Below are 15,726 nucleotides of genomic sequence, written 5' to 3' on the forward strand. Positions count from 1 at the left end.
GCCATCCTCAGCTCGCGGACAGATGAATCACATTCCACGACGCCGGCTTGAGCGTCGTCTGCAATCGTCCACCATCGAACGACACATCCTGCAGCGGCGCCGGCTTGACCTTAGTCGGCGCGGTCTTGGTATTCGTTGCCTTGAGATCATCATGCCGGAGCTCGAGCCGCTCGCTCACCGTCAGCCTGCCGAAGCTTCTCGCCTCGACGCTCACCTCCATCTCCTGCCTCAGATCCCGATTGAGCAGAAACAGCGACAGGCCGCCATCCTCTGCCGCCACGGCCGCGATCTTCAGATAGGGCACGTTAGGCACGGGAAAAAATTGCTCCTGGGTGCCACGGGGATCGTAGTAGTGGGAATCGTAGGTTTCGGACTCCGCCTGCGCGCGCAAGACCTTGCCGCGGCCGAAGCGGGTCATGTGCGCGAACGGAAAGAAGGTGGTCTGGCGCCACGCGCCGCCGCCCGTCTCGGTCATGATCGGTGCGATGACGTTGACGAGTTGCGCGAGGCAGGCGACCCTGACCCGATCGGCATGATTGAGCAGGGAGATGCAGGCGCCACCGAAGGCGAGCGCGTCCTCCATCGTGTAGATTTCCTCGAGGATCGGCGGCGCCACCGGCCAGCCTTCCTTGACCCGGTCGGCGCGATTGCGCCGCGTTCGGTACCAGACGTTCCATTCATCGAAGCTCAGCATCAGGCGCTTGCTGGAACGCCGCTTGGCGGCAACCGCGTCGGCGATCGCAACGACCTCGTCGATGAAGCTGTCCATCAGGTCGGGGCTGGCGAGAAAGGACGCCGTGTCCTGCTTGTAATTGTTGAGATAGGTATGAAGGGAAATGTAGTCGACGTGATCGAAGGTATGCTCGAGGACCGTGTCCTCCCACTGGCCGAAGGTCGGCATGTTGCGGCCCGACGAACCGCACGCCGCGAGCTCGATGGTGGGATCTATCCAGCGCATCATCTTGGCGGCTTCGCGGGCGAGCGCGCCGTAGTCGGCGGCGCTCTTGTGCTCCATCTGCCAGGGCCCGTCGACCTCGTTGCCGAGGCACCACAGCTTGATGTCGTGCGGCTTGTCCCAGCCGTGGGTGCGGCGCAGCTCCGACCAGGCCGTGCCGCCCGGATGATTGCAATATTCGACCAGATTGCGCGCAGCATCGCCGCCGCGGGTGCCGAGATTGACAGCCATCATCGGCGCGACGTCGGCGGCCCTGCACCAGTCCATAAATTCATTGGTGCCAAAACTGTTCGGCTCGGTGCTGAACCAGGCGAGGTCAAGACGGGCCGGCCTCGTCTCCAGCGGGCCAACGCCATCCTCCCAATTGTAGCCCGAGACGAAATTACCGCCGGGATATCGGATGAGCGTCGGGCCAAGCTCCTTCACCAGCGCGAGCACGTCCTTGCGAAAGCCGCTTTCGTCCGCGGTCGGGTGGCCGGGCTCGTAGAGGCCGCCATAGACGCATCGACCGAGATGTTCGACGAACGCACCAAACAAGCGAGGGTCGGTGTGACCGATGGCGAAGTCGCGGTCGATCAGAACTCTGGCTTTTCTCATGCTCTCCTCTCAGGTGCTCCGGGGCTGAGACCGTTCATGTTGGGCGTGACGATCGCCGGGGCGCTGGCGACCTCAGGCAATAGCACGGCTTCGCGCAACTGGCGCGTATAGGGATGCCGGGGCGCCTTCAGCACCGTTCGCGCATCACCACTTTCGACGACGCTGCCCTTCTGCATGATCATGATACGATCGCTGATGTAGTAGGCGGTCGCCAGATCGTGCGTGACATAGATGATCGATATCCCCAGCTCATCCCGCAACGTCCTGAACAGATTGACGATGGACATGCGCAAGGACGCATCGATCATGGAGACCGGCTCGTCCGCCACGATCAATTTCGGCTCGGCCAGCAGCGCACGGGCGATCGCGACCCGCTGAAGCTGTCCGCCGGACAGCTCGTGCGGGTACCGGCCACCCACCTCCTTGAGCGACAAGCCCACCTTGTGCAGCGCCGCATCGACGGCCACCGCAGCCGTGCTCTCACCTGCCGCGCCAGTAAATCGAAGTCGCGTCATAAGTAGATACCGCTCAACCCGCTTCAGCGGATTGAAGGATTCAAACGGATTCTGAAAGATCGGCTGCACCTTGTGCATGAATGCCAACCGAGCAGCATTGCCGCCCATCGCCGCAAGATCAGTGCCGTCGAGCACCAGTCTGCCGCTGGTCGGTGTCTCCATGTTGAGGATCATTCGGGCAAGCGTCGTCTTGCCGCTACCGGATTCGCCGATGATCGCCAGGATCTCCGGCTGCCCGGCCGCAAGCTGCATGCTCACCTTGTTCACCGCAACGATCTTCTCCCGCGATAGCAGCCTTCCGCGGGCGAAAGTCTTGCTGACCTCCATGACATCGAGCAGCAGGTCATTCATGCGCCGTCGCCCCCGTTGACGGCGAAGCACGCCACGCGATGCCCGGAGCTCGCTTCACGCATGACAGGAACCTCACGGCAGCAAATCTCGCTTGCGAGCGGACATCGCGGATGGAAGCGGCAGCCCGACGGGGGATCGGCCAGATTTGGCGGAGCGCCGGCAAGCCCCGCGCGTGGCGCGTCCTCGCCGATGCGCGGAAGGCTGGAGATGAGGTTCTTGGTGTAAGGATGCAGCGGGTTCCGGAAGATCTCCGCGGTCGCGGCCTCCTCCACGAGGCGTCCGGCATACATGATGGCGAGACGGTCGGTGATATGCGCATGTACGCCCATGTCATGCGTGACGAACAGAACCGACGAGCCGGTCTCGCGCTGAATGCCGCGGATCATGCCGAGCACCTCCTTCTGCACCACCACGTCGAGCGCGGTGGTCGGCTCGTCGGCAATGATAAATCCGGGACGGCAAATCGTCGCGAGCGCAAGCGCGGCGCGTTGCCGCATCCCGCCCGAGAGCTCGTGTGGAAAGGCTGTTAGCACTGACGGATCGAGTTTGACGCGAGCCAAATGGGCGACCACCAGTTGCTCGAACTGCTTTAGGCTGCCGCCGATATGCGGATAGGCGAAATCGACGAACGAGGATCTGACACGACGCACCGGGTTCAGAACGTTCATTGAACCCTGCATGATGTAGGACAGGTGCCGCCAGCGAATCCGCTCCAATTCCGCCCGCGCTGCACGGTGCAATCCGCCATAGCCTGAGAGAAACGCAAACTCCATGCTGCCGCCCACGATCTCGAGCGGGGGCTTGATCGCACCGGCAATGCTCTTGATCAGCGTGGTCTTGCCCGAGCTCGATTCCCCGGCCAGACCATAGATCTCGCCGCGGCGCACGGTGAAGCTGACACCATCAACCGCCCGGATGCCGCGCCTGACGCCGGCATGGCTGGTCCGATAATAGGCTTGCAGATCGCGAACGACGAGAAGCGGCTGAGCCTCTTGATCCCCGTGCGGCTGCTCGACGCTCGCGTGCATCACGAAGCCTCTCCCGTGCTCCAGAGGCGGCTTCTCGGATCGATATGGGCGTTCACCGAGACCGCGAGCAGGAACAGCCCGATGAACGCCATGATCACCGCGATGGTCGGAAAGGCGATCCACCACCAGATGCCCGCAACCATCGCCGTGTGCTGGTTGGCCCAATAGATCATGCCGCCGATCGTCGGGGTGTTGATGTCGGTGAAGCCGAGCACGGCAAGCGTCACCTCGAGCCCGATCGACCACACCATGTTGTTCATGGTGGTGGAGAACAGGATCGGCACGACATAGGGCAGATGCTCCTCAGTCAGGATCTGCCGCGTGGTCATTCCGGAGAACAGGCTGGTCTGGGTGAACTCACGCTGCCGCAAGCTCATCACCACCGAACGGATCAGCCGCGCATCGTAAGCCCAGCCGAAACAGGCCATGATCAGCGCCAGCATCAGCCAGGAGATGCGGTCCCGCATCACGAAATAGAACAGCACCAGGATCGGCAGCAGCGGGATGACGATGAAGGTATCGTTGACGGACATCAGCGCGCGATCGACCCAGCCGCCCTTGTAGCCACTGACGAGCCCGACCGCGAGCGCCACCAGGCGGCTGACCAGGGCCACCGTCCCGCCAAACAGCAGCGTATTCCGGATGGCGAAGCTCACCTGCCAGAACACGTCCTGGCCGCGCGACGTGGTGCCGAACCAGTATGTCAGCGACGGTGGTAAATCGGGCGGCACCACGTAGACGCTGTCAGGCGGATATGGCGAAAAGCTCGCCATCATGGACAGCAGCAGGACGACGGCAACCAGCGCGAGCCCGATCCGGAATTCGGTCCTGTAGCGCAGGAGCTCGCGGATAAAGGCGACCATCAGCTGACCTTCACCCGGGGATCAAGCAGCGGGTACAAGAGATCGATCGCGAGCACGCCAACGGATACACTGAGAATCGAGATGGTGGTGACGCCGAGGACCAGGCCGTAATCACCGGCATAGACGGCATCGACCAGGAGCGAGCCAAGACCTGGATAACCGAACACCTTTTCGGTGATCACGGCCCCGTTGAAGATTCCACCGAGCGACATTGCGAGGCCCGTCACCTGCGGCACGAGCGCATTGCGCATCACATAGGATGTCAGGATGCGCCAGGAGTTCACACCGGCAAGCTCGGCATAGACGACGTAATCCTCGGCGAGGACATTGGAGACCAGCGAACGCATGCCGAGGAACCAGCTCCCCACGCCGATCAGGATCAGCGAGAGCGCCGGCAGGACGGCGTGTTGCAGCACGCTAAAGACGAATTCGGGTGTCAGGGTCTGCGGCAGATTCATCGTCGCCCCACCGCTGATCGGGAGCACCGGCCAGATGAAGCCGAACAGGATCAGCAGCAGCATGGCCAGGATGTAATAGGGGATCGGATGAAGGCCCATGGCGATCACCCCCATCAGCTTCAGCCCGCGGCTCTGCCGGTAATAGCCGGCAAGCCCCCCCAACAGATTTCCAAGCACCCAGGCGATGAGGGTCGAAACCGTGAGCAGGCCCGCCGTCCAGGGCAGCGCACGTCCAATCAAAGTGCCGACGGGGGTCGGAAATGCCGACAGCGACGGGCCGAAATCGGCGCTCAGGATTCGCTTCCAGAACGTCAGATATTGTTGAACGGGCGTGCCGCCGAGACCATAGAGCTCGCGCAAGGACTTGCGCATCTGCTCGATCGCATCAGGCGCCGTGTTGCCAAAGGAGGTCACCGCCGAGATCGATTGCTCGACCGGATCGATCGGCGATGCATGCGTGACGACATAGGCGATGTTGATGCCGATGAAAACAACGAGCAGGAACTGCGCGAGCCGGCGGCCGACATAGCCGGCGTATCCGCTCATGGCAGCACCTGCGATGCTCGACAAGGTCGCCACGGCAGATGCGGGCGCTGCGGAATCATCGCGTCCTAGCTTGCCGGCTTCAGCCGGACGAACATGTAGCGCGAATTGCCCCAGTTCGGCACGGGATTGGTGTAGGGATTCTCCGAGGTCGGGAAACCGGTCCAGTAGGTCTGGTCCATCGCGGTGAACACGTTGTAGGCCATCAGCGGAATGGTCGGCATCTCCTTCACCGCGAGCTTGATGTAGTCCTTGCCGAGCTCGATCGACTTGGGATCGTCGAAACCAACGGTACGGATTTCCTCGATGATCTTGTCGAGTGCTGGACTGGACCAGCGCTGCCAGTTGCGCAGCGGTTGCGGCTTGCCCGGCTCGGCGACGAATTGCGAATGCCAGCTGTCGAGGAAGTAGGACAGGTCCGGGTGGCCGCCCAAGGTCTCTACGCTCCAGCCGATGAAAGTGTCGAAATCACCGGCGGCCCGCCGCGTCGGCAGCGTGCCTTGCGCGACGTCGATCTTGGCGTCGATGCCCGCCTGCTTCCACAGCTGCACGATCATCGTTCCGGCCCGCGTCATCACCGGACGCAAATCGCCCTCGACCATGACGCGGACACTGAAGGGCTTTCCATCAGGCGTGATCCAGGCGCCGCCGCGCTTGCTGAAGCCGGCCTTCTCCAGAAGCTCCTGCGCCGCGACCGGATCCGTCCTCCACCAGCCCCGGCCGAACGCCTTGGCGATCTCTGCCGGATCGGTCGGGATCTGCTCGCCCATGGACGGCCGCAGCATGTCGGCAATCTGCTTGCCGATGGTCGGATCGTACGGCTTGATCTTGCGTTTTCCGGTATCGATCTCGAAATTCTTGAGCCAGTCTTCCATCGGCGCGTGATAGGTGGCCGGATGAGTTCCTGTCGGCGGCACGCCGATCGCCGATATGGTGGCAGCGCCGCGATAGGCCGCCATCGCCACGGCCTTGATGTCGATCAACAGCGCCAGCGCCCACCGCACATCAGGATTTTTGAAGTTCTCATTCTGGGTGTTGAAGATCACCGCGGGAAGCGTCGGATCGGGATGGCCATAGGGAAATCCCTTGAACCAGGCCCGCGTCGTCTTGCTCTGCTTGGCGAGGGCAAACATGCCCTCAGGCGCCATATCGTGGATCACGTCGAGCTCGTGGTTGAGTTGAGCGATCACCCGCTTGTCGGGCGGCCCGGGATCGACATAAGCGAGATATTTCGGACCCGGTTTGCCGAAGCGCGCCAGCGTGGTGCGCTGCCAGTCGTCGCGGAGCTGCCAGATGTACCATTTGCCGTCGGGATCATAGCTGTGCAGCACATAGGCGCCGAGCGAGACCGGCTTGTTGAAATCGAATTTGACGGGGTCCTCGACCTTGTCGAAGATGTGCTTGGGCAGGATCCACACCGCGCCCCAGCGCACCGTGAAATTGGTGTGGAAGCGCGAGTTGGGTTTTTTGAGCTTGAACACGACGGTGTGCGCATCCGGCGCCTCGACGGAGGCGACGTTGCTCGTCAGCACCGCACTGAAGCGCATGGCCGGATGCTTGATCTGGGTCATCACGGTTGCGACGACGTCGTCGGCCGAAAACTCGACGCCGTCGCTCCAAAAGATGCCGCTGCGCAGCTTGACCGTCATTTCAGTGAAGTCGGCGTTGTATTGCGGCTTGTCGGCGGCCAGCGAGTTGTCCCAGACGCCGTCGAGACCGCTCTCGGGATCGATGTACCAGAGCGTATCAAGCGCAACCTGCTGCAGCCCATTGGACTGCGCGCTGGCGTTGATCACCCAGATGTTGAACCAGCCGGCATTCTTGACGGTGCCTTCCGGGTTCTCGAGGATCAGCAGTTCCTTCCTCGGAATGTTTTGCGGAATACCCTGCGCATGACCAAGTTCCACTGATGCGAACAGCAGCGATCCCAGCACACAAGCGGCCAGCAGCAATGCACTGATACAGCGCATGATGTCCTCGCGGCAAATTTCGTCCCGACGCCTTTTGTTTTGTCGGGATGCTAGAGGCGCCGGAGTCGCGCGACAACAGGAATCTTGTATGGGGGCGAACCTGCGCCGACGGCGTCTAGCCCAAATCGAACGCTTTTCGTCCCGCTGACAACGCCATTCGTCCCAGCACGCGTTCCTTCATCCCTGCTCCGGAGCCGGCGGCCCCCCAATCCTTGTCCGCCCGAACGGTTCGATCACAGTCGGGCTTCCCTCTCCGGGAGAGACCGGCGGTAGGACCAACGGTTTGACCAGCAGCAGCGGCAGGGTGCGAGACTGATGCAGGCAGGATACATCCCCCGAATTGGGCAGGGCATGATGGCCGTGCTCGCCACGCTCGTCGCGGTGCACGCCTTGCGATACTACGCCACGTTGGAAAACGTCTGGCTCGGCGTCGATCCTGATATCAAGGCCGTCATGTTGCGGGCGCCCCTGCAAGCGCTAACGCATATGCTGATAGCTCCTGCCGCCTTGCTGCTGGGACCGCTCCAATTCCTGCCGGGGCTCCGCGCCCGCCATCCGGCGCTGCATCGCTGGTCCGGCCGAGCTTACGTTCTGGCATGCGTCGTGGCCGGAGCAGGCGCATTGGCGACGTCACCATTTGCCTCGGGGGGATGGGTGGCTGGTCTCGGCTTCGGCATCCTCGCGGTCGTGTGGATCGGCACGACCGTGGCCGCCTGGATTTCAGCCGTGCGAGGAAGGCTCGAATGGCATCGCCTGTTCGTGCGCTTCAGCTACGCGATGACTTTTGGAGCCGTTGTCCTTCGCCTGCAGATTCCGATCGGCTACGCGTTGGGGTACGCCAGCTATGCCAGCATGTCTCCGGTCCTGGCGTTTACCTCGTGGGTACCCAACGTCTTGATCGTCGCTCTGTATTCCATCTTGGATGCACGGCGGGCTCGATCGCTATCCCGACCAGTGCCTGGACCCGCAGCATCGCCGACGGCCGGCTGAGCTGCTCGATCGTAGCGACAATCCCTTTCTGGCCCGACATCGGCGGATCGAGGAGGCTGCATCCCCTCCTCGATAACGTGATTCCGCTTCGCGAAGGCGCGGTCGACAACTCAGGTCCTTAACCCGCGCCTCGTTACTCCCGCGGTGTCCGATCGCTGCGTGCGGGCTCGTCGTAACCCTTGCGGCGGCTATAGAACATCAGTGCTGTCAGGCCGACGCCGATCACAAGCATCAGGATGGCAGCCACTCCGAGGATGACATTGCGGTAAAGCGGCATTGGTGACGTGGCTTGCCACACCGACGCGCAGTACCAGGTTGCCAGAACAAGAAGAGCTGCCAGAGCCGCAGAAAGGAGCCAATGCTTCGTGTTGCGCACAATTGCCTCCGTCATGGTGACTCAGGATCCGCACAAACTCCGTGACATATCTGCCGCCGGGATCTGAGACCTTCGCGACAGCGTTCCTATCGCCACCGCCATCCGCAATGACGACGACCGCGGTGCCACCAGCAAACCCAGCGACGCTGGCGCCGGCGCGGCGGCGGGGGGCCCCAGCCGGGACCAGGTCCCCAGCCGGGACCCCAACCAGGACCGGGTCCCCACTGCGCCTGCGTCAGGGGGTCCGACTGCGTGGCGGCCTTGGCAAGGTCGGGAGCCATCGGCATCGCTTCTGCTGCCTCGATGAAACGAACCCCGATCGCGCCGATCGCTGCGGCGGCAACGGCGTTCCGGGCAAAGCCAAGGAAAGCTCGACGGTTGGGAGTGTCCATCATCTTTCTCCTCTTGTTACGCAGTCCTTCGCACAGCGTGAAGCGCGTAGAGCAGCCAGGCGAGGCCGTGCGAGATCAGATCGACGCCCAGCAGGAAGCCGAGCGCCCAAGCGCTGATGGTGGGAAAGCCAAACAGGATGAGCAGCCCGGCAAGGAGTGCGAAGAGACCGGAGACCAGCATCATCCAGCCGTTCTGCCGCCAATAGGCGAAACTCAGCACGCATCTGATGACGCCCGATGCGAACAGCACGGCGCCGAGAAAATAGGTCAGGATCAGGGCGCCGGAAGCGGGCTCCGTCAGAAGCACAAGTCCGAAGGCGACATAGAGCGTGCCGAGCAGAATCTGCCACAGGAACCCGCCCCACCCCCTGGTCCAGAAGGCATGGGCGATCTCGAACGCGCCCGCTGCAATTGCCGTCAACCCGATCAGCTTGACGCTGATGACAGTCGCGAACGCCACATCGCCGAGCGCCGCGACACCAGCACCGATCATCACGATGCCGAGGAGGACGCAGACCCACAGTGGAGGAGGACCCAGCGCTTCGATGCCGGACCGGCTGTCGTAGACCGTCATGCCATCCTCCTGATGCGCGCGATCATCTCCCTGGCATGGTAACTTCGAACTCGCACCCTCGACATCCGACGAAACCCTGAGCAAGGAAGCGGGAAATCCAACCAACGTCGCTCGCAGTCGCTCTGCTATCGCGTGCCGCGTGGACCCAACGTCAGATTGGTGACGCCGGCCGCGAGATTGATCCCGATCGACCGCTCGATCGACAGCGGTTGCAGCATGATGCTTCGGCGCGAACCGCCAATCAGAACGTTGGCTCCGAGGCCGGGTCCAAGGGCGATGGCGCCGCTCGCTCCCACGTAGTTGCCGCGCAGGGTGGCGGGGCCGGTCCGGGAATTCCTGGCGAGGACGGCCCACGACAAGGTGCCTGCGGAGGTCACGCCAAGGTCGAGACCGATGCGCCTTATGCGTCCCTCATAGATATACTGCCGCTGTGACCTTCTCGCGTAGAACACGCAGCGCAGCGATTGCGCCGATCCCAGGACCAGCCCCACGCGCGGCTCGCTGAAGCACAACAGTCGGCCGACCCGGAATGCGTCGGCGCGGGCGGGCAAGACGGTGCACAACAAGACGAACGTGCCGATGAAGAAGAGCCGCATTGTTCGCATTCAAGCCTCCCTTTGGTTGTTGATGGTCCTTGTCGCTGGCGGTCTGTCCTGGCGAAGCCAGAACGTAATGCCGAGGCCGATCAGCAGCACGGCACCCAGCAGGAAGAAGAAGACGGACTGCTTCAGCCAGGATATCGCCGGGACGGCCACGCCCATCGCAAGGCCGAGGAAGGAGATTTGCAGCGACAGAAGGCTGACGCCCGCGAGGAACGTGCCGAGGGCGAGCAATGTCAGCAGGACGAGGCCCGTTGCGGGCGTCGGAAGCAACTGCTGCACGCCCGCCACCAGCATGATGTTCATGGTGACCAGGACGGCAACCCAATGCAGCGCCTGGGTCCAGATCAATCGGAGCTGGGCCTCCTTGCTCTCGGTCTCCGGCCATTTGGTGACGACGCAGACCACGCCGATGGACAGCGCCAGGAATTCCCAGTAGCCGACAAGAGGCTGGTGGGACACGTTGGTATAGGCGACGCCCGCGATGGCGAGCACCAGCGCCACGACATAGGGCAATTGCTGCCACAGGAAGTGAGCCATCCCCGAACGCGATGCGGGGCTCTCCATGCCATCGTTACGTTCGACATCGACGTCGCTCATGATCATCCACTTACAAATGTTTGGCGTTCAACGTCTGCTTGGGATCAGCGTCGAGCCAGTCCTCGACGTAGAACCGGATGATCGCAACCCGCCCGACGGCGACCAGGGGCATGGCGAGCGCGATGCCCATGACGCCGAACATCGCGCCCAGCAGGACGATCGCAACCAATGTCCAGGCAGGAGGAATTTCGACGGCCTGGCGCTGGATCAACGGGCCAACGACATAGCCTTCGACCGACTGGATGATGGTGTAGACGACGATGGCCCAGATCAGCAGTGAGGCGCCGAGCGGCATCGCCACGAGGGCGATCGGAATCGCGGCCACGATCGGCCCGAGATACGGGATGAAATTGGACAGACCCGCCTGCAATCCGAGCACGAAGGGACCGGGGAGCCCGATCAAGTAGAGCGCGATCCACACACACAGCGTCATGAGGATGATGCGGATCAATTGCCCGACGAACCATAGCCGCATGACGGCGCCCATCTCGTCCATGACAGCGCTTGCCCGCGCGCGATACGATCGCTTCATCAGCATGACGAGGCTGTCGCGGTGGCTGGTCGGATCAAACGCAAACAGGATCCCGAGGAACAGGATCACGAGAGCGCCGGTCAGCAGGCTCGATGCTCCGCCCAGCACGATCTGGGCGTGGCTGATGAACCTGCCCTGGTCGGAGAAAAGCCATTGCGAGAAATTGCGGCCGCCTTCCGGACCAAGCAGCTCCACGCCGTACGACAGCAAATGCGCCTGGACGATGTCGAGTTGGGTATCCATCACCTTGATCAAGTTCCGCGTCTGCTCCGGCAGCTTGCCCGCTCCCCAGTCGAGGCCAAACCCCGCGATGGCCGATAGCAGCAACAGCACCAGCGTCAGCCGCCAGGCACGATTGAGCGGGATGACCGGCGCCAGGGCCCGCGCTGACGCATCGAGAAACGCCGCACACAGCACACCCGCGAAGATGAGGAGAAGGCTGGAGACCGTCTGCCAGATCAGGAACAGCGCGACGCCAGCGGCAAGCAGGCTCAGTCCCGTCCCCAAAATGCTGCGCGGTCCGGCATCGCGGGGACGATCAACCGGCTCGTCGCGCCGTGTGACCTCGGAATCTCTCTCGCCTGTACGCGCGTCGTTCATGGGTCGACCAATGCGCTGGTCCTATTGCGGCGCCTGAACCTGGCTGCGGACGCGGCGGCTGCCAAAATGCGGATGCGTGCCGCCGCGATGACGCCAGTAACGGTGCTTGGTCGGGGTCATATTGGTATTGGGCGTCGCGGTCTTCGTCTCTGACTTCATCTCGGATTTGGGCGCGGACGTGCCAGTGTCCTGCGCAGCGGATGTGGCGGGAGCATTCGACTGGGCCAAGGACAGGGTCGGCGGTGTAGCCGCCGCCATCCCGACCAGAATCAGGACCCCGTAGAGTGTGACTTTCATGTTCGCCTCCCAATGATCAGAGGTCGCTGGAATTCAGATCGATATGGCTCCGGTCGCGAGTGCATAGATGCCGGCGCACGCGGCGATCGCAATCGCCGCAAACAGGATGGCCTCGAGCGGTGTGAAGGTCGCTTCCTTGCGTTCACGCTTCGCCAGAAAGAAGAGCAAGGTGCCGGGCGCGTACAGAATGGACGACAGCAGCAGAAATTTGGGCCCGCCGGCGTAGATCATGCCGACCGCGTAAAGCGTCGCGATCATCGAGCGGATCCAGTCGACGACACGCGCCTGCTCGAAGGCCTTGTAGGTCTCGCCGCGCGAGGCCAGCTTCAGGCCATAGGCCGCGACAAGGAAGTACGGAACCAGCGTCATCGCGCTCGTCATCTTCAAGGCGAGCGTGAAGGCGTATTCCGCAAACCAGGTCACGAGGAGGAAGAGCTGGATGACGCAGTTGGTGAGCCAGAGCGCACCGGAGGGAACGTCGTGCACGTTTAAGCGGGCGAGAAAGGAGGGCATGGTTCGATTGACAGCCGCAGAATGCAGGACCTCGGCAGCCAGCAGCGACCATGAAAGATAGTTGCCGAGGATCGAGATCAACAATCCGACGCTGATGAACACGCCGCCCCAGCGACCAACCATCGCTTCCATGACGCCCGCCATCGACGGCGTCGGGAGGCCCGCCAGGTGTTGTCGTGGCAGTACGCCGTACGACAGCAGCGTCACGAGGACGAGAAGGCAGAGAACAGTCAGAAACCCGACCACGGTTGCAAAGCCGATGTCGGCGCGGTTCCGGGCATAGCGGGAATATACGCTTGCACCCTCGATACCGACGAAGACAAATACGGTCAGCAGCATCGTGCTGCGGACCTGGTTGAACACGTCAGAAAAATCCGGCGTTGCCGTTCCCCAGAAATTCCCGGCGAACAAATCGCCGTCGAGGGTGATCGCGGCCACGATAATAAACAAGAATATCGGGATGACCTTGGCGTAGGTCGCCACTGTGTTGAGCGCGGTCGCGCCCTTGATGCCGCGCAGCACCAGCACGTGTACGCTCCACAGCAGCACGGTTGCGGAGGCAATGGCGATCGGTGTCGAGCCGTCGCCGAAGACCGGGAAGAACGTCCCCAGGGTCGCCTTGATCAGAATGAGGCAGGCGACGTCTGCAAGACAGCAGCCGATCCAGTAGCCAACGGCCGAAGCGAACCCGATATACTCCCCGAATCCAGCCTTGGCGTAGGCGTAAATGCCGGCATCAAGGTCAGGCTTGCGCTGGGACAGCGATTGGAACACCAATGCCAGCATGAGCATGCCGGTGCCCGCGATCGCCCAGGCGATGATCGCTCCGAATGCGCCAGTGGCTCGTCCGAAGGATGCTGGCAATGCGAAGATGCCAGAACCGACCATCGACCCGATCACAAGGGCGATGAGCGCGTTGCGGGAGAGCTTCTGATTGGCCTCGTTCGTCGAAGGAGCCATGAGGACGGCCTTCCAAATCCGGGACGGAAGCCGGCACGGATGCCGGCCAATCCCGGTGAAGAGCCTAGAGGCACCCCTCACCTTCGGACATCAGGGATTCTCTGTAGAAGCCAGAGCCGGAAATCGGCCCGTGCCGGAGCTCTGTGAGCGGCCATCAGATCTTGGCGGCGCGGCAGCCGGGCCCTCATCGCGACAGCATGATGGCGATCCGGGAAGAGCGGCACGAGCTACGAATACGACACCGGCGCGGAAGAATTCGCCGGCCTTCGCGAGCTCGGCGGCGATCCGCTGGGCGTGCAGAACGGCTGCGTCATGATTGACATGGTCACATCCGATGCCATCGGGACAAAGACCGTATTTGTCGACGATATGGAAGAAGAAGCGCATGCCGCCGAATTAAGCCGGATCGCGGCCGGCTTCCAAGTGACAAAGCCGTAAGAGACCTACACCAAAGGGATGAGAAACGGCGCCGGATTGCGCATTGGTAATGAGCGGGATGGCTGCCGCGAAGGGCGGGGCCGCGGGCGGTTGCAGCCGCATACGTGGTTTTCGCCACCGGCACTCGGGTGATTGTCCGATGCCGTCGCGCGGGTGTGGAGGCTAGCTTGGCCGGGCTCCGCGAGTTCAGGAGGAGGCAAGCTATGACCAACTTCGATCAGAACCTTTCGAGATCAGGCGCGATCGGTGGCGGCACGACTGCGGTGGACGCCGGATTGCGCAATTACATGATGCGCATCTACAACTACATGGCTGCGGGTGTCGGCCTCACCGCTGTCGCCGCGTGGTTGACCTACCAGCTCACCGGCCCGGCGTTGCTGCAGAACCCGTTGATGTGGGTCTTTATCCTGGCGCCGCTGGCACTGGTGTTCTTCATCAGCGCGCGCATCAACACGCTTTCGGTATCAACGGCGCGCCTGCTGTTCTTCATTTATGCAGCGCTGGTCGGCGTATCGCTCTCGACCTTGTTCCACATCTATACGAGCGCTTCGATCACACGCGTATTCTTCATCTCTGCCGCGACGTTCGGGGCGCTCAGCGTCTTCGGCTACACGACGAGGCGCGACCTCTCCGGCCTCGGCACCTTCCTGTTCATGGGGCTCATTGGCGTCATCATCGCGAGCCTCGTGAACATCTTCCTGCAGTCAACCGGACTCGACTGGCTGATTTCGGTCGTAGGCGTCGGCGTCTTCGCCGGGCTTACGGCCTACGACACGCAGCGGATCAAGGCGATGTACGATGCCGGTGACGATGAAACCTCGGCAGGCCGCAAGTCGGTTATTGCGGCGCTGTCGCTCTATCTCAACTTCATCAACCTGTTCATGATGATGCTACGCCTGCTCGGCGGCCGGCGCTGAACGGCTGAAGGCATCCGTTCAGGCCGCTGGCCGCTCCGCGGCGGCGCTTGCGAGCGCGTCGCGCAGAGCCTGTTCCTTGGCATCGTCCAGCGACGTCTTCAGCACCGTCCCGCCGGCGTCCTTGATCTCCTTCAGCACCTTGTCGGCGGTCATATTCTTGATCAGGACGAACAGGGCGGCGTTGCCGGTGTGCAGTGAGCCAGACAGCTCCTTCATGAAGGCGTCGTCGATGCCGAAGTCGGTCAGCGCGCCGCCGAGTGCGCCGGATGCCGCGCCGACCGCGACACCAAGGATCGGATTGAGGAAAATCACGCCGATCAGAAGACCCCAGAAGCTCCCGGTCATCGCGCCCATCGCCGTCGTGTTGACGAGTTGATTGAGCTTGATGCCGCCGGACTCCGTTTTCACGGCGATGACGGCGTCGCTTATCGTGATCAGATACTCTTTCTGCAATTTGAGGAGGCGCTGACGTACCTCTTCGGCTTTCGCTTCGGACGGATACACGATCGCGACGAGATCGGACATTGAGACCTCCGTTTCCATTGGGGCAGGTCCGCTCAGGGCCGACTGGCCCCGACCGCACAGAGCGAGATCAAGAATAGAGCGTGAGCCGCCGACCCGGCATCCGACAAAACCCCGGGCGCGCCGGATGTTTTTC

General features: G+C 62.5%; 18 protein-coding genes. 3 read left to right on the forward strand and 15 right to left on the reverse strand.

Annotated elements, in window-relative coordinates; genetic code table 11:
- Nucleotides 1–7: 7 nt before the first annotated feature.
- The 6 genes from arfA to L6637_RS27075 all read right to left on the reverse strand — a co-directional run bounded on the left by arfA (nt 8) and on the right by L6637_RS27075 (nt 7,280).
- Nucleotides 8–1,552, reverse strand: coding sequence for an arabinosylfuranosidase ArfA (arfA, locus tag L6637_RS27050; RefSeq protein ID WP_237872479.1), 1,545 nt, complete (start codon nt 1,550–1,552; stop codon nt 8–10).
- The gene (locus L6637_RS27055; protein WP_237862800.1) at nt 1,549–2,418 is read right to left on the reverse strand and encodes an ABC transporter ATP-binding protein; all 870 of its coding nucleotides are present in this window, start codon (nt 2,416–2,418) and stop codon (nt 1,549–1,551) included. Before L6637_RS27055 ends, arfA begins: the two co-directional genes overlap by 4 nt.
- Nucleotides 2,415–3,446, reverse strand: coding sequence for an ABC transporter ATP-binding protein (locus L6637_RS27060; protein ID WP_237863336.1), 1,032 nt, complete (start codon nt 3,444–3,446; stop codon nt 2,415–2,417). The genes L6637_RS27055 and L6637_RS27060 overlap by 4 nt, the downstream gene beginning before the upstream one ends.
- Entirely contained in the window at nt 3,446–4,309 is an 864-nt protein-coding gene (locus tag L6637_RS27065) for an ABC transporter permease (RefSeq protein ID WP_237862801.1), read from the reverse strand. The genes L6637_RS27060 and L6637_RS27065 overlap by 1 nt, the downstream gene beginning before the upstream one ends.
- A complete protein-coding gene (locus L6637_RS27070) occupies nt 4,309–5,313 on the reverse strand; it encodes an ABC transporter permease (protein WP_237862802.1) in 1,005 nt (334 codons plus the stop codon). The genes L6637_RS27065 and L6637_RS27070 overlap by 1 nt, the downstream gene beginning before the upstream one ends.
- A gap of 65 nt (nt 5,314–5,378) precedes the next feature.
- On the reverse strand, nt 5,379–7,280 hold the full coding sequence (locus tag L6637_RS27075) for an ABC transporter substrate-binding protein (RefSeq protein WP_237872481.1): 1,902 nt from the start codon (nt 7,278–7,280) through the stop codon (nt 5,379–5,381).
- 351 nt (nt 7,281–7,631) lie between these two features.
- Here L6637_RS27075 and L6637_RS27080 point away from each other — a divergent pair, with 351 nt between their 5' ends.
- Nucleotides 7,632–8,270 (forward strand): DUF2306 domain-containing protein, encoded by a 639-nt coding sequence (locus L6637_RS27080; RefSeq protein WP_237872483.1) that lies wholly within the window; start codon nt 7,632–7,634, stop codon nt 8,268–8,270.
- Between the two features lie 133 nt (nt 8,271–8,403).
- On the opposite strand, the gene L6637_RS27085 is transcribed toward L6637_RS27080, so the two are convergent.
- The 8 genes from L6637_RS27085 to L6637_RS42820 form a co-directional block, all read right to left on the reverse strand.
- Nucleotides 8,404–8,661, reverse strand: a complete 258-nt coding sequence (locus L6637_RS27085; RefSeq protein WP_237872485.1) for a hypothetical protein — start codon at nt 8,659–8,661, stop codon at nt 8,404–8,406.
- Nucleotides 8,662–9,054: 393 nt separating this feature from the next.
- Complete coding sequence (locus tag L6637_RS27090; RefSeq protein ID WP_237872487.1) at nt 9,055–9,612, reverse strand: HdeD family acid-resistance protein; 558 nt, start codon at nt 9,610–9,612, stop codon at nt 9,055–9,057.
- A 125-nt stretch (nt 9,613–9,737) separates the two neighbouring features.
- On the reverse strand, nt 9,738–10,217 hold the full coding sequence (locus L6637_RS27095) for a DUF992 domain-containing protein (protein ID WP_237872488.1): 480 nt from the start codon (nt 10,215–10,217) through the stop codon (nt 9,738–9,740).
- The gene (locus L6637_RS27100; protein ID WP_237872489.1) at nt 10,218–10,811 is read right to left on the reverse strand and encodes a hypothetical protein; all 594 of its coding nucleotides are present in this window, start codon (nt 10,809–10,811) and stop codon (nt 10,218–10,220) included. It lies immediately after the preceding gene.
- Nucleotides 10,812–10,821: 10 nt separating this feature from the next.
- On the reverse strand, nt 10,822–11,943 hold the full coding sequence (locus tag L6637_RS27105; RefSeq protein WP_237872491.1) for an AI-2E family transporter: 1,122 nt from the start codon (nt 11,941–11,943) through the stop codon (nt 10,822–10,824).
- 21 nt (nt 11,944–11,964) lie between these two features.
- Complete coding sequence (locus tag L6637_RS27110; RefSeq protein ID WP_237862810.1) at nt 11,965–12,240, reverse strand: hypothetical protein; 276 nt, start codon at nt 12,238–12,240, stop codon at nt 11,965–11,967.
- Nucleotides 12,241–12,273: 33 nt separating this feature from the next.
- Complete coding sequence (locus tag L6637_RS27115; RefSeq protein WP_237862812.1) at nt 12,274–13,713, reverse strand: basic amino acid/polyamine antiporter; 1,440 nt, start codon at nt 13,711–13,713, stop codon at nt 12,274–12,276.
- Nucleotides 13,714–13,803: 90 nt separating this feature from the next.
- Nucleotides 13,804–14,082: a hypothetical protein gene (locus L6637_RS42820; RefSeq protein WP_377803186.1), complete on the reverse strand. Its 279-nt coding sequence runs from the start codon at nt 14,080–14,082 to the stop codon at nt 13,804–13,806.
- On the opposite strand from L6637_RS42820, the gene L6637_RS42435 reads away from it, so the two are divergent.
- Together L6637_RS42435 and L6637_RS27120 are read left to right on the forward strand one after the other, a co-directional pair.
- Nucleotides 14,026–14,151, forward strand: coding sequence for a hypothetical protein (locus L6637_RS42435; RefSeq protein WP_271604423.1), 126 nt, complete (start codon nt 14,026–14,028; stop codon nt 14,149–14,151). The two genes, L6637_RS42820 and L6637_RS42435, sit on opposite strands and share 57 nt — an antisense overlap.
- A 203-nt stretch (nt 14,152–14,354) precedes the next feature.
- On the forward strand, nt 14,355–15,068 hold the full coding sequence (locus L6637_RS27120; protein WP_237862813.1) for a Bax inhibitor-1/YccA family protein: 714 nt from the start codon (nt 14,355–14,357) through the stop codon (nt 15,066–15,068).
- Nucleotides 15,069–15,086: 18 nt separating this feature from the next.
- Here L6637_RS27120 and L6637_RS27125 read toward each other — a convergent pair whose 3' ends face one another.
- Nucleotides 15,087–15,593, reverse strand: coding sequence for a DUF1269 domain-containing protein (locus L6637_RS27125; RefSeq protein WP_237872493.1), 507 nt, complete (start codon nt 15,591–15,593; stop codon nt 15,087–15,089).
- Between the last annotated feature and the right edge of the window lie 133 nt (nt 15,594–15,726).

The organism is Bradyrhizobium zhengyangense, from assembly GCF_022012435.1.
GTDB classification, from domain to species: Bacteria; Pseudomonadota; Alphaproteobacteria; order Rhizobiales; family Xanthobacteraceae; genus Bradyrhizobium; species Bradyrhizobium zhengyangense.